The following is a 13,163-nucleotide window of genomic DNA, read 5'->3' on the forward strand; positions in this document are numbered from 1 at the left end:
CGCCAGCACCACGAGGACTTGAATGACTGACATGACCACCCGCGCCGGAATTGCGATTGATTCCCGCTTGGCGGCTTTCCTTGAAACGCAAGTTTTGACTCCGCTGGGCCGCGATGTTGCGGCGTTCTGGCAGGGCTTTGCCGCGCTGCTGCCGGAGTTTGCCCCGCGCAATGCGGCGCTGCTGGCGAGGCGCGATGAATTACAGGCGCAGATCGACGCATGGCACGTCGCGCGGGCTGGAAAGCCACATGATCCAGTTGCTTACAAGGCATTTCTCGAAAGCATCGGATATCTGGTGCCCGAGCCCGGTGATTTCCAGATCGGCACGCAGAATGTCGATCCCGAGATCGCCACGATGGCCGGGCCGCAGTTGGTGGTGCCGATCCTCAACGCGCGGTTTCTGTTGAATGCGGCCAATGCGCGCTGGGGCAGCCTGTATGATGCGTTCTACGGCACCGATGCGCTTGATGCGCCCCCGGCGCAGCCTGGCGGCTATGACGCGGCGCGCGGCGCGGCGGTGATCGCGCGCGGGCGGCAGTTTCTTGACGACTCTTTCCCGCTCGCACGCGGCAGTTGGGCCGATCTGATCGCGCGCGAGGGCATCACGCTGGCCGATCCGGCGCAATATATTGGCGAGACTGAAAAGGGTGTATTGCTCAAAAACAATGGATTGCACGTCGAAGTGGTGTTCGATTCCACCACTCCTGTCGGCGCGACTGATCGCGCCGGGATCGCCGATATCATGGTCGAATCCGCGCTCACCACCATTGCCGATTGCGAAGATTCGGTCGCTGCGGTCGATGCCGAGGACAAGCTTGCCGCCTATGCCAACTGGCTCGGCGTGATCCGCGGCACGCTGGAGGAAAGTTTTGAAAAGGGCGGGCGCACGCTCACCCGGCGATTGGCGGGCGACAAGTCCTACACCACCCCCGATGGCTCCACCCACGAGCTGCCCGGCCGCAGCCTGCTGTTCGTGCGCAATGTCGGCCACCTGATGACCAACCCGGCGGTCCGGCTTTCAGATGGCTCCGAAGTGCCGGAAGGCATCATGGACGCGGTGTTCACCTCCGCTATCAGCACGCTCGATGTCGAGGGGCACGGCATCTACGGCAACTCGCGTTGCGGATCGATCTACATCGTCAAACCCAAGATGCACGGGCCGGAAGAATGCGCCTTCACCAACGATCTGTTCGATGCTGTGGAAGACCTGCTCGGCCTGCCGCGCCACACGATCAAGGTTGGCGTGATGGACGAAGAACGCCGCACCAGCGCCAACCTTTCCGCCTGCATCCACGCGGTGCGTGACCGGATCGTGTTCATCAACACCGGCTTCCTTGATCGCACCGGGGACGAAATTCATACGTCGATGCGCGCCGGGCCGATGCTGCGCAAGGGCGCGATGAAGGGGTCTGACTGGCTGCGCGCCTATGAAGCAAGGAACGTCGCTATCGGCCTCAAACACGGCCTGTCGGGCAAGGCGCAGATCGGCAAGGGCATGTGGGCCGCGCCCGATCTGATGGGGCAGATGATGGTCGAGAAAATCGGCCACCTAAAGGCGGGTGCGAACACCGCGTGGGTGCCATCCCCCACCGCCGCGACGCTGCACGCGCTGCATTATCACGCGGTGGACGTGTTCGCGGTGCAGAAGGAATTGCCCGAAGCGCCGGGGCTGGACGCGCTGCTGGCGATCCCGCTGGCGGGGCGCGCGAACTGGTCGGACGAGGAACTGCGCGAGGAACTCGACAATAATTGCCAGGGGCTGCTGGGCTATGTGGTGCGCTGGATCGATCAGGGGGTGGGCTGTTCCAAGGTGCCGGACATTAATGATGTCGGCCTGATGGAAGACCGCGCGACCTTGCGCATTGCCTCGCAGCACATCGCCAACTGGCTGCTGCACGGAGTGGTTTCCGAAGCGCAGGTGATGGATTCGCTCACCCGCATGGCCGCCAAGGTCGATGCCCAGAACGCAGGCGATCCGCTCTATGTGCCGCTGACGGGGAACGAAGACGGCGCGGCGTTCAGCGCGGCAAAGGACTTGATCTTCAAGGGGGTGGACCAGCCGAGCGGCTATACCGAACCGCTGCTCCACGCGTGGCGGCAGGTGGCGAAGGGGCAAGGCTAAGACGCGCCGTTGCCAAGCGCGACGAAGGCAACTCGGAAAGTGGGTAGTTTTTGCCCATCTGCGTCACCCCAGCGAAAGCTGGGGCCCAGGGCTACAAGGTGCTGCGCTGGCCGCCTGAGATCCCAGCTTTTGCTGGGATGACGAAGGACAGCAGCCATGTGGCCGCTAGCGGTTATTCACCAAGGCCCGCGCCACCGCCACAAACTCCGCCACACTCACCGTCTCTGCCCGCCGCGTCTCGTCGATCCCCAGCGCCGCCAGCGCCTCCAGCGCGCCCGGCACGCCCTTCAGGCTCTGGCGCAGCATCTTGCGGCGTTGGCCGAAGGCGGCTTCGGTCAACCGTTCGAGCAGTCGGGCAGAAACCCCGTCGGGCATCGCGGTGGGGGTGACGTGGACAACCGCGCTCATCACCTTGGGCGCGGGGGTGAAGGCGCTGCGGTGGACTTTCATCGCCAGCCGTGCGTCGCTGCGCCATTGGGCGAGCACGGCGAGGCGGCCATAGGCATCGTCGCCTGCCGCGGCCACGATGCGGTCGGCCACTTCGCGCTGGAACATCAGGGTGAGCGATTGCCATAGCGGCGGCCAGCTTTCCCCCGATAGCCAGCGCACGAACAGCGCGGTGCCGACATTGTAAGGCAGGTTCGACAAGACGTGGAACGGCGCGCCATCCATCACTGCGTTGTGATCGATTTTGAGCGCATCGCCTTCGATTACAGTCAGTTGTCCGGGAAAGCTCTCCCCCAGTTCAGCCAGCGCGGGCAGGCAGCGACGGTCCATTTCGATCGCGGTGACGCGCGCTCCGGCCCTGAGCAGCGCCCGGGTCAGCCCGCCGGGGCCGGGGCCAACTTCGAGCACCTGCGCGCCCGCAAGATCGCCCGGCAGCGCCGCGATCCGCGCCAGAAGCTGTTCATCGAGCAGGAAATTCTGTCCCAATGCCTTGGACGCGGCGAGGCCATGGCGTTGAATAACCTCACGGATCGGGGGAAGGTCAGGCACGCGCCGCCGCCCGCGCCTTCGCCATGTCCGCCGCCATCACAATCGCAGCCGCCATCGCGCCGGGATCGGCAACGCCTTTGCCCGCGATGTCGAAGGCGGTGCCATGATCGGGCGAGGTGCGGATGATCGGCAGGCCCAGCGTCACATTGACGCCTTCATCAACTTCCAATGCTTTCAGAGGGATAAGCGCCTGATCGTGATACATGCACAGCGCCGCGTCATAGGTGGCGCGCATCCTTGGCGTGAACAGCGCATCGCCGGGGACGGGGCCGAAGGCGGCGATCCCTTCAGCCTGCAAGGCGGCGATGGCGGGCGCAATCACGCGCGCTTCTTCATCCCCGAATTGCCCGCCTTCACCGGCGTGGGGGTTGAACGCCGCAATCGCAAGACGCGGGGCCAACACCCCGAAATCGCGACGTAATCCGGCTGCGACAATGCGCGCCTTATGGGTGATAAGGTCGGACGAAAGCAGCCCCGGCACCTTGGCCATCGGCACGTGGACGGTCAGCGGCACGGTGCGCAAAGATGGCCCCGCCAGCATCATCACCGCATCGCGCCAGCCCATGCCGCAGGCGTCGGCGAGAAATTCGGTCTGCCCCGGATAATCCCAGCCGATGGCGGCCAAGGCACCCTTAGCCACCGGCGCTGTCACCAGCCCTACAGCGACCTCGGTCAGCGCTAATTTTGCCCCCCGGTTAAGCGAGGCAAGCGCCAGTCTGGCGCCGTCTGGAGAGGGTCTAGCGGGGGTCAAGGGCCCATCAAGCCCGGTCAAGACCGGCAGTCCTACAGCCGTAGCGGCGATCGCCTCGACTGGATCGGCAATCGGCACGATCGGGCAGTCAATCCGCAGTCGTTCAGCCGCCGCGCGCAGCAATTCCGGCCCGCCGACCACAAGGGCGGGCGGCGCGCGCCGTTCTGCCCGTAGCCGCGCCCACGCGCCAAGGATGACCTCAGGCCCGATCCCGGCTGGATCGCCGAGCGTAATCGCCAGCGGGCCGGGCGGAGATTTGGGCGCCGCGCTCAATTGTACTCGATATAGGCGTCGTTGCGCAGATCGCGCAGGTAACGCTGGGCGCGCTTGTTGACGCGCTCTTCTTCGATCTGGTCCATCACCGCAGCGAAGGTTGGCGCGCCGGAATCTGCAGGGTCATCGCGCCCGCACACCATCAACACCCGCACGCCTTCCTCGACCGAGCCGAACGCCGGAGTCGTCTGACCGATCTGGAGGTTGAGGAGGAGGGCGCGCAACTGTTCGGGCAGGTTGGCAGCCTTGATCTGGTCGTTCGATACGACATTGGCACCAATCGCGGCTGCGCCCGCATCAACATCGCTGCAACCACGCAAGGATTCGACGAAGGCACCGAATTGCGTGACCCTGGCTTCGGCCTGCTCCTGCGTGGTGCCGGGGTCAAAGCTGATCGATATCTGCTTGAGGCTGAGCAGTGCCTCGTTCGGATCGGGCATCAGCACCTGGCGTTTGTTGATCAGGTACAGGATCGAAAAACCACCGGGAATTTCGACCGGCCCCTGCAATTGTCCGGGCTGCATCGTGCGGGCTACGGTCGCCAGTTGTGGTGGCAATTGTCCCAGCCGTACCCAACCCAGATCGCCGCCAACCACCGCAGTGGTCGCTTCGGAGAACTGCCGCGCATAGGCGACAAAGCTGCCCCCGGCTTGCAATTGCTCCATGATCTGCTGCGCATTGTTGAGCACCGCAGCGCGGTTTTCCGCCGTGGACGAAAGGAATATCTCGCCAAGCCGGTATTCGTCCGTGCCCTTGGCTTCGTTGAGTCGCTGGAGCACGTCATTCACTTCGTCGGCCGAGACATTGACAAATGGCATGATGTTGCGACGCAGCAGGTTTTCCCACGCCACTTCGCCTTCGATCTGGCGTTTGAGCGCCGCGGGGGACGATCCGATGGAGATTAGATACTCGTCCATCTTCTTCGGCTCGCTACCGAAATTTTGCCCCGCGAGCTGCTGATAGGTCTGCTCTACCTCGGCCGGGCTTACGGGCAGCTCGGCTGCGGCAGCGGCCTGGATCTTGAGCGTTTCATCGATCAGGTTGCGCAGCACCTGCACCCGCAGGCGCAACATTTCCTCATCGGAAATCTCGGTTTCGGATGCAGCGGTAATCAATGCGACGCGTTGATCAATATCGGTGCCGGTGATCACAAACCCATTGACCACCGCCATAGCTGTGCGCCGGTCAGGGTCAGCCTTGCCGAACAGGGTGATATCTTCGGGCAGGCCAAACGGATTGTCAGCCGTGGGAACCGCCACGGTTTGCGCCGGTGCAGAAACAGGCATTACCGCCAGCGTGATAAGGCCAGCGGCCCCCAGCGTGGCTGCGGTTCTGGCCAAAAGTATTTTGGAAAACAGCTTCACACTCACTCGATCAATCCCGCCTTATGGTCGAAAAATTCTGCGCAACCCGTCACGCACGCCCAGCCCTTTCATAACAGGGCTGAATGGAAGCTGAGCCTTGCCCGACCTTGGTCAGAGCACGGCTCGCTATCCGATGCGAGCCCTTTAGACCGATTTATCCGCGCTGCCAATTCGTGTGCGCTATCGGAACCCCAGATTGCGCAGTGCGAAGAATACCTGAAACGTGCTGCCGCGCCGCGCATCGCCCGCAGTGATGAAATCGCGCCGCCAGGTTGCGCCGAATTCCATCGTATCATCCTGATAGGCAAAGCCCAGCCGGGTGCGGATCGGTTCAAATCCGTCGGGCATAAAGATCGGGTCATCTTCGGCATCAGTCAGGTTGAACACGCCTGATCCGAACACCGACCATTTGCGCCCGATTGCAACCCGGCCGGCGGCGCGCAGTTCTTCGCGGTCGCGCAGGTCTTCGACCGTTTGAATGTTGCGATTGAGCCGGAGATAGCCGAATTCTAGATAGTTGCGGCGCGATCCGACCGCCGCGTCGATCTCGTTACGGCGGATCGCACCATTATCCTTGTCGAGCCGGAAGCGGTGCGTGAATTTCACGAAGTCGCGGAACCGCACTTCGGTGCGCCCGACAAAATCCGATACCCGTTCGGACAGGCCGGTGCCTTGGGGAAACAAACCATCCGACTCCGCTTCGATCCGGAACGATTGGCCGATGGTCGATTTGATCCGCCAGCCGGGGCGTTGCAGTTCCCAGTCGACCCCCCAGGTCATCCGCGTGCCGTCTTCAACCTGATCATAGCCGGGGAAGCGGTTGAGTGCGAACAGGTTTGAATCCTCAAGATCGATCGCGCGCGAATCTTCGTTGGGCACGGCGAGGTTGCGGATATTGGGGGTGGCGACGAATTGCAGGCGCGGTTTGAATACCTGCGTTCCGCCAAACGCCTGACCTACAAACGGCCATTCAATATCAAGCGCAGCGGTGGCAACCCCGCGTGCGGTCCAGCCTTCGTTGCCGCGATAGCTTAGGGTGGTAGTCGCATCGGTGTTGTTGGTGTGGAAGGCATCGCCGCGCACCAGCCCGGTCAGCGTGACTACCTGACCCATGCCGGTCAACCGCCGCAGGTTCCACTGCGCTCCGGCAAAGGCGCGCTGCGTATCCTGCCCATCATCGCGCAGCAAGGCGACACTGTTGGCCTGAAACTGCAGGTCGCCGCCCAGCACCGGATTGGCGAGTTTCTGGCGGTAATCAATCGCGGGCAGCGCGACCGGGATCTGGCCTTGCTGCGCATTGATGCGCAGCGTCTGCGTCGCCCAGCCGGCAATCGACAGATAGGACAGATCGGTAATGCGTTCGAGATTGGCGGTCGAGCGTAGCCGGTCATCGCGGCTGATATCATAGCGCCGCAAAAAGGTGCGGTCACTCGCCCGCCGGAACGAACCGGTCAGGCTCCAGTCGGGCGAGAGCTGAAACCGGCCGTTGCCTTCGATATAGCCGCGCAGATCGCGCTCTACGCTTGGCGCGCCGGTCAGATCGGTCAGCCGGTCGCTGGACGTAACGAAACCGGTGATCTGATAGGCTCCCTTGTCGGTCAGTTGCCGCCATTTGGCACTGGCCATCGGCGCGACCTTGGTGAAGGCAAAAGCCCCCAATGTCAGATCGGCATTGTCGGCCACGCGCACGTAATATTCGCTGCTCAGTTCCAGACCGTTAACCCGCGAGATGCGCACGTCGGGAACCAGAAAGCCCGACGTGGCCTTGCCATCGGTGCGTAGCGAGAGGCCCGGCATCGGCAGGACGCGGGCACCGAACAGTTCGAGCACCGCGCCCTTGAAGCGCACGGTGTTCTGGTTCTGGTCGTAGATCACGCGGTCGGCGGTGACACGCCAACTGGGGTCTTGCGCGCAGCTTTGCGGGTCGATGACAGGGCAGGCGGTGTAGGCAGCGTCGGTGAAAATCGCCACGCCGTTTTCGTCGCGATCGGCTGAGCGCGCAGCCAGCCTGCCGCCCGCACGTAGCGCGATCAGCAATTCGGACATCGCACCAGTATCAAAGGTTTCGGTCAGTTCGACCTGATCGGTGAACAGTTGGTTGCCCGTTTCGTCCACCAGGCGGACATTGCCGGTGGCGATGATCCGGCCGGTGCGGCGATCCCAAGTGATTTCATCGGCGCGCACGGATCGGTCTTCGGAACGCAGGATCACATTGCCGCGCGCGATGATGGTTTCGGCCTCTTTGTCGTAGGCAATCTGGGTCGCTTCGAAATCGATTGCGCGCGGTGCTGTTTCAGCGGCCTCGACGGGCGGCGGTTCCTGCGCGGCCACAGGCGCGGACAATGCGATCAGCGTGAAGCCCAGCACTGCACACGGCACCGCGCCCCGCGCCGGGAGGCGCAGGCCATAGCGCGCGGCGCTGCGCGATCCATTCAACGAGCCTCCCGACATGGCCTTGCCTATTGCATTGCTCGCGCCTAATCGCAATCGCGTTTGCGGCCCGTCGCGCGCGCTTGTTGGTAAGTGCCCGATGGGCTGCTGTTGCGCCGCGCGAAAGCATATGCCGATCCGGCGCGTCGACCACAAAATTGCGGAGAACCCATGCAGATAATTTTCACCTCCACCCCGCCTTCCACCGTCCGTCTGCACGCCCGCGTGGTTAATCAGGGGGCGGCGTTGACCGGGCTGGACGCGGCACTGGTTGAAGGGGCGGCGGCATCGCGCTTTTCCGGGCGCGCGGGGCAGGTGTTTGAAAGTTTCGCTAGCGTCGAAGGCGCGGTGAAACGGATTGCGCTGGCGGGCGCGGGGGAGGCTGACGGGGCCGACCGGCGGCTCGATTGCGAACGCGCGGGCGCAGCGCTGACGGCGAAATATCTGGTTTCGACCGAGCGTGCGATGGCGCTCGATCTGGGGCAGGCGGGATTGTCGGCGGACGATGCGGCGGCGGTGCTGCTCGGTCTCAGGCTGCGCGGCTGGCGGCACGACAAGTATCGCACCAAGCTGTCGGCTGAAAAGCGCCCCAGCCTTGAAACCGTGCACGTCATCAATGCCCCCGCGGGAACCGAAGCCGCGTGGGAACGCGAAGCCGCGCTGGCCAAGGGCGTCGAATTCACCCGCTATCTGGTGACCGAAGCGCCCAATGTGATCTACCCCGAAACCTTTGTTGCCGCCTGTCAGAAAGCCTTCGCCGGGACGGGCGCGGACATCACCGTGTTGAGCGAGGCCGAAATGGAAGCGCTCGGCATGGGCGCGCTGGTTGCGGTGGGGCGCGGGTCGGAACGCGAATCGAAACTGATCGCGATCCGCTGGAACGGCGGCGCAGCGGACGAAAAGCCGACCGTGTTCGTCGGCAAGGGCGTCACCTTCGATACCGGCGGCATCTCGTTGAAGCCCGGCCCCGGCATGGAAGACATGAAGTGGGACATGGGCGGGGCAGGCGCTGTGGCTGGCGCGATGCTGGCCATCGTCACCCGCAAGGCCAAGGCCAATGTGATCGGCGTGATGGGCCTCGTTGAAAATATGCCCGACGGCAAGGCGCAGCGCCCCGGCGATATCGTCACCACCATGAGCGGGCAGACAGTCGAAGTGCTCAACACCGATGCCGAAGGGCGGCTGGTATTGTGCGACGCGCTGCACTGGGCGCAGGAACAATATGACGCGGCACGGATCGTCGATCTCGCCACGCTGACCGGGGCGATGATCATTGCGCTGGGCAACGAACATGGCGGGATGTTCGCTAATGACGATACACTGGCTGAGCAGTTGGCCGCGGCAGGCAAGGCCAGCGGTGACAAGCTGTGGCGGATGCCGCTGGGTGCCAATTACGACAAACTGATCGATTCGCAGATTGCTGACATGAAGAATGTCGGCCCGCGTGAAGGCGGATCAATCACCGCTGCGCAGTTCCTGCAACGCTTCATCAAGGACGGCACGCCGTGGGCGCATCTCGACATTGCCGGGATGGTGTGGGCGGCCAAACCGGGCCACTCGTGGGAGAAAGGCGCAACCGGATACGGCGCGCGCCTGCTCGAACAATTCGTGCGCGATGTGGTGGAGGGATAACCATCTTCAAATAGCGGAGCGGTAGGACAGCAAGAACTATGAAGTTGGACTTCTGGCAAGTCACCACCGACCCTATCGAAAAGGTTGTCGCCCTGATCGCCAAGCGGACGCTGGCGGAGGGCGCGCGGTTGCTGGTGGTGTCGGATGATGCCCAGCAGCGCGCCGCCATTGCCCGCGCGCTGTGGCAGGCGGGGCCGGAGAGCTTCCTTGCCAATGGTGAGGCCGATGCGACCGGCGGGGCGGATCAACCGATCCTGCTGTCCGCTGAACCTGCCGCCAGCAACGGGGCGAGCCACCTGATCCTTGCCGACGGGGTGTTTCGCGATACCCCCGGCTTTGCCCGCGTGTTCCTGCTGTTCCCGCCCGATGCCGCACCCGCCGCGCGGGCTGCATGGCGCGCGCAGGATGGCAAGGATGATGTGGAACGCGCCTACTTCGCGCAGGAAGACGGGCGTTGGGTCAAGAAAGGCTGAGGGCTTGCCGCAGCAACCCGAATCAATGATATTGATGCGCGTAATGTGAGGGGGATTGCAGATGCGTAAGGTGGCATTGGTATTGGCAAGCAGCGCGGCATTTTTGCTTACCGCCTGCGGTTCGGAAACCTCGGGTGAATTCACTACCAAGGACGGCGAAACCGCCGAATACACCATCGACAAGGATACCGGCGAAACCAGTATGACGGTCGAAGGGCCCGATGGCACCGCCACCTTGCGTTCGGGCGCGGATGTGCCGGTCAGCCTGCCCGCCGGTTTCAGCCTGTTTCCCGGATCAAAGGTGATCACCAACACCGTTGTCAACCAGCCCGGTGGGCAGGGGACAATGGTGATGTTCGAGGCAGACGCCGCCGCCGACACAATCATCGCCCATTACCGCGATCAGGCCAAGGCCGCCGGGTTCGCGATCCAGATCGAAATGAACACCAACGGCACCCTGATGATCGGCGCAGAGCGCGAGCGCGACGGTTCCACGATGTCGATCACCGCGACCGACAATCAGAAGGATGCAACCACCGGACAGATCATCATCGGCAGCAAGACCGGCGGATAATCGCCGCCAGCTTCAGCTGTCGCTCACCACGATGTCCCAGCGATAGCGATCTGCTGCCTGCTGGGCCGCCATCGCGGTGATCGCGTCCTCGCCAAGCTGGTTATAGAGCGCGTCCTTGCTGTTGGTGACGTGGTCTTCGCTGAAATACATCTGCGTTATCAACCGGTGCTGGCGACCACGCACGTCGAAGTGGATGTGCGGCGTGCGCCAGCCAATCGGGCTCGCATAGCCTGCTGGTTTGATCGTCATCACCCGCCATTCGCCGCTTGGGCCGGTGATCAGCCGGGCAAAGCCCTGGAAGTTCGGATCGAGTGGGGCGGTGGCAATATCGCCCGGATGATCATAGCGACCGGCGGCATTGCATTGCCATAATTCCAGTTCGGCACCGCGGACGGGATTGCCCCGGCTGTCGAGCACGCGCCCGGTGACTTCGATGACTCGGCCCAACGCTCGCCCGGTATTGCCCTTGATCATGGTCATGTCGAAATCATCATCGGCTGGACGCATTATCGGATAGAACGGGCCGAGCGGGCCGCTGGCCGTCTGCGCTGGTGTCGCCGCACGGGCGATGCCGCCGGTCGCAATGATGCCTGCTGCGGTTAGTGCGGCGCCAGCAAAGCGCCGCCGCGATAGCGTGTAATCGTTTTCCATGTGTCCCCCCCAATTCCCCAAGCTGCATTGCATAGCATATTTGCTCGATCAAGAAAACGGCAGGCGCCGAGAACACCGTGCGCGACGCTTGCCATTTTGCAGCGCAGCATCTACGGGCGCGGCCAACATCCCCCATAAAAATACGTCCACAGGAGCATAATCATGGCGGTTACCCGCACCTTTTCGATCATCAAGCCCGATGCCACCCGTCGCAACCTGACCGGCGCTGTTACCAAGATGCTGGAAGACGCCGGCCTGCGCGTCGTCGCGTCCAAGCGCATCCACATGACCCGCGAACAGGCCGAAGGTTTCTACGGCGTCCACCGCGAACGCCCGTTCTTTGGTGAACTCGTTGATTTCATGATGAGCGAGCCGGTGGTGGTGCAGGTGCTCGAAGGCGAAGACGCCGTAGCCCGCAACCGCGAAGTGATGGGCGCGACCAACCCGGCGGACGCTGCCCCCGGCACGATCCGCAAGGAACTCGCCCTGTCGATCGGTGAGAACACCGTTCACGGTTCGGATTCGGAAGAAAACGCGGCCATCGAAATCGCGTTCTTCTTCAAGGATGAAGAAATCGTCGGCTGATTTTTCAGGCCGGATGAAATGCAAAGGGCCGCTCCGAAAGGGGCGGCCTTTTCGTTATATCCCACATTACAGCGCCGATCGGCTAGCCCGCCTCAGCAAAGCGCGCCAATTGTTGCGAATGCGCGTGGTGCAGACCGCCCTTGCTTGCCGCCATCCGCTTGCGCATTGCCGCCAGTGCCTGAGACGTAAGCGCAAGCCCAAGATCGGCGTAGCAGCGCCGGATCGCGGCCTCCCAATCGGTATTCAATTCATCGAAGGCAAGCCGCGCGACCGGGCCATGCCATCCGGCCAGCGCGTCGGTCATGCGCTCATCACGCAGCGCGATCTTGCGGCGCCAGCGCGCTGTAATCGCATCAAGATCGCAAGCATCGGACTGCATCGCCATCTGGTTCGCCGCCAGCGATACCGCGCTGCGCAGCACCGCGTCAGGATCGCGCTGCGCAATCACCAAACGGGCGTCGGGGAACGCGGTGAGCAGCGCGGGCAGATCCTCAGCAAAGGCGGGCACCTTCATCACGCGGGGCTTTGGTGCCAGCGCGCGCGTGGCGGCGTCGGTGCGCAGGATGCGGGCCATCTCGCGGTAAATCGGCGCAGCTTCGCGCGCTTCGCTCCATGCGGAAAAAGTCGGGATGTGCCACTGCGATTCGTAGATCGAATGGTGCAGCGCGGCTGAAATCCACGCCAGTTCCTCTTCCACCGCGCCCGGAGCCATCGGATGGATTGCCTGCATCCACGGATTGAGCGCGCCGAGCATGGCGAGTTCGACCGCCGCCTTGACCCGGTTCATGCCCCACCGCGCGGGCACCGGGTGATAGGCATCGCAATAGCGGGTGTGTGAATGCGCCGGGTCAGCCGCCAGCAGGGTGTGGATGCGCGTTGTCCCGCTGCGCATATGGCCGATAACGATGATCGGCGGGGCGAGGCGCGTTTCGAGCAATTCGGGCCGCTTCAGCCACAGCGCGCCGAAAGCGAGGCGGTTCTTGACCACGCGCGACACCTGCCCCCACGCCATCGTGCGGCCCAGCGGGTTGAGATCGGCCTCGGCCTCAACCGCCGCGCACAGGCGTTGCAGCCGCTCGCGAAAATCGGCGACGTCTTCGGGCGCGCGCGCGCCCTGTTCGACCGCCTCAGCCTGCGCGCCAAAGGGCTTGGCCGCCAGCGCCCACAGCGCGTCGGGATCAAGGTTCGGCGGCGGCAGCCAGCCATTGGCCCATGCCTTCCCCAAAAAATCACTGGCCCGCTGCGCCAGCGCCCCGCGCGCCAGTGGATGATCGCGGGCGGGGGTGGAGCGGGGCACCATCAGAATTCGTCC

At 63.5% G+C, this 13,163-nt stretch carries 11 protein-coding genes; 5 read left to right on the forward strand and 6 right to left on the reverse strand.

The features are described 5' to 3' along the window. The first annotated feature begins 22 nt into the window (after nucleotides 1-22). On the forward strand, nucleotides 23-2,122 hold the full coding sequence (locus ABIE62_RS02085; RefSeq protein ID WP_354323134.1) for a malate synthase G: 2,100 nt from the start codon (nucleotides 23-25) through the stop codon (nucleotides 2,120-2,122). Nucleotides 2,123-2,287: 165 nt separating this feature from the next. Here the strand turns inward: ABIE62_RS02085 and rsmA are convergent, their stop codons facing one another. The 4 genes from rsmA to ABIE62_RS02105 all read right to left on the reverse strand — a co-directional run bounded on the left by rsmA (nucleotide 2,288) and on the right by ABIE62_RS02105 (nucleotide 7,957). Next, complete coding sequence (gene rsmA, locus ABIE62_RS02090) at nucleotides 2,288-3,118, reverse strand: 16S rRNA (adenine(1518)-N(6)/adenine(1519)-N(6))-dimethyltransferase RsmA (RefSeq protein ID WP_354323135.1); 831 nt, start codon at nucleotides 3,116-3,118, stop codon at nucleotides 2,288-2,290. Then, nucleotides 3,111-4,142, reverse strand: coding sequence for a 4-hydroxythreonine-4-phosphate dehydrogenase PdxA (gene pdxA, locus ABIE62_RS02095; protein WP_354323137.1), 1,032 nt, complete (start codon nucleotides 4,140-4,142; stop codon nucleotides 3,111-3,113). Before pdxA ends, rsmA begins: the two co-directional genes overlap by 8 nt. Next, nucleotides 4,139-5,482, reverse strand: a complete 1,344-nt coding sequence (locus tag ABIE62_RS02100) for a peptidylprolyl isomerase (RefSeq protein WP_454184772.1) — start codon at nucleotides 5,480-5,482, stop codon at nucleotides 4,139-4,141. Before ABIE62_RS02100 ends, pdxA begins: the two co-directional genes overlap by 4 nt. A gap of 204 nt (nucleotides 5,483-5,686) precedes the next feature. Beyond that, nucleotides 5,687-7,957 carry an LPS-assembly protein LptD gene (locus tag ABIE62_RS02105; protein WP_354323139.1) on the reverse strand — a complete coding sequence of 757 codons (2,271 nt, stop codon included), beginning with the start codon at nucleotides 7,955-7,957 and terminating at the stop codon, nucleotides 5,687-5,689. A 150-nt stretch (nucleotides 7,958-8,107) separates the two neighbouring features. Between ABIE62_RS02105 and ABIE62_RS02110 the strand changes: the two genes are divergently transcribed. The 3 genes from ABIE62_RS02110 to ABIE62_RS02120 all read left to right on the forward strand — a co-directional run bounded on the left by ABIE62_RS02110 (nucleotide 8,108) and on the right by ABIE62_RS02120 (nucleotide 10,615). Next, nucleotides 8,108-9,568, forward strand: a complete 1,461-nt coding sequence (locus ABIE62_RS02110; RefSeq protein ID WP_354323141.1) for a leucyl aminopeptidase — start codon at nucleotides 8,108-8,110, stop codon at nucleotides 9,566-9,568. A gap of 38 nt (nucleotides 9,569-9,606) precedes the next feature. Continuing rightward, a complete protein-coding gene (locus ABIE62_RS02115) occupies nucleotides 9,607-10,041 on the forward strand; it encodes a DNA polymerase III subunit chi (protein WP_354323142.1) in 435 nt (144 codons plus the stop codon). Between the two features lie 61 nt (nucleotides 10,042-10,102). Further along, nucleotides 10,103-10,615 carry a YgdI/YgdR family lipoprotein gene (locus ABIE62_RS02120; protein WP_354323144.1) on the forward strand — a complete coding sequence of 171 codons (513 nt, stop codon included), beginning with the start codon at nucleotides 10,103-10,105 and terminating at the stop codon, nucleotides 10,613-10,615. A 12-nt stretch (nucleotides 10,616-10,627) separates the two neighbouring features. On the opposite strand, the gene ABIE62_RS02125 is transcribed toward ABIE62_RS02120, so the two are convergent. Then, nucleotides 10,628-11,266, reverse strand: coding sequence for a dioxygenase family protein (locus ABIE62_RS02125; RefSeq protein WP_354323146.1), 639 nt, complete (start codon nucleotides 11,264-11,266; stop codon nucleotides 10,628-10,630). Between the two features lie 162 nt (nucleotides 11,267-11,428). Between ABIE62_RS02125 and ndk the strand changes: the two genes are divergently transcribed. After that, nucleotides 11,429-11,851 carry a nucleoside-diphosphate kinase gene (gene ndk / locus ABIE62_RS02130; RefSeq protein ID WP_354323147.1) on the forward strand — a complete coding sequence of 141 codons (423 nt, stop codon included), beginning with the start codon at nucleotides 11,429-11,431 and terminating at the stop codon, nucleotides 11,849-11,851. An 82-nt stretch (nucleotides 11,852-11,933) separates the two neighbouring features. On the opposite strand, the gene ABIE62_RS02135 is transcribed toward ndk, so the two are convergent. Next, complete coding sequence (locus tag ABIE62_RS02135; RefSeq protein ID WP_354323149.1) at nucleotides 11,934-13,151, reverse strand: sulfotransferase family protein; 1,218 nt, start codon at nucleotides 13,149-13,151, stop codon at nucleotides 11,934-11,936. Nucleotides 13,152-13,163 lie beyond the last annotated feature (12 nt).

This window comes from Porphyrobacter sp. MBR-155 (genome assembly GCF_040547625.1).
In the GTDB taxonomy this organism is placed as follows: domain Bacteria; phylum Pseudomonadota; class Alphaproteobacteria; order Sphingomonadales; family Sphingomonadaceae; genus Erythrobacter.

What these genes read in the sequence shown, in the direction of transcription:
- ABIE62_RS02110 (WP_354323141.1), top strand. Translation starts at nt 8,108, where the DNA reads ATGCAGATAATTTTCACCTCCACCCCGCCTTCCACCGTCCGTCTGCAC.
- ABIE62_RS02120 (WP_354323144.1), top strand. Translation starts at nt 10,103, where the DNA reads ATGCGTAAGGTGGCATTGGTATTGGCAAGCAGCGCGGCATTTTTGCTT.
- ABIE62_RS02125 (WP_354323146.1), bottom strand. Translation starts at nt 11,266, where the DNA reads ATGGAAAACGATTACACGCTATCGCGGCGGCGCTTTGCTGGCGCCGCA.
- ABIE62_RS02085 (WP_354323134.1), top strand. Translation starts at nt 23, where the DNA reads ATGACTGACATGACCACCCGCGCCGGAATTGCGATTGATTCCCGCTTG.
- ndk (WP_354323147.1), top strand. Translation starts at nt 11,429, where the DNA reads ATGGCGGTTACCCGCACCTTTTCGATCATCAAGCCCGATGCCACCCGT.
- ABIE62_RS02115 (WP_354323142.1), top strand. Translation starts at nt 9,607, where the DNA reads ATGAAGTTGGACTTCTGGCAAGTCACCACCGACCCTATCGAAAAGGTT.
- ABIE62_RS02105 (WP_354323139.1), bottom strand. Translation starts at nt 7,957, where the DNA reads ATGTCGGGAGGCTCGTTGAATGGATCGCGCAGCGCCGCGCGCTATGGC.
- ABIE62_RS02135 (WP_354323149.1), bottom strand. Translation starts at nt 13,151, where the DNA reads ATGGTGCCCCGCTCCACCCCCGCCCGCGATCATCCACTGGCGCGCGGG.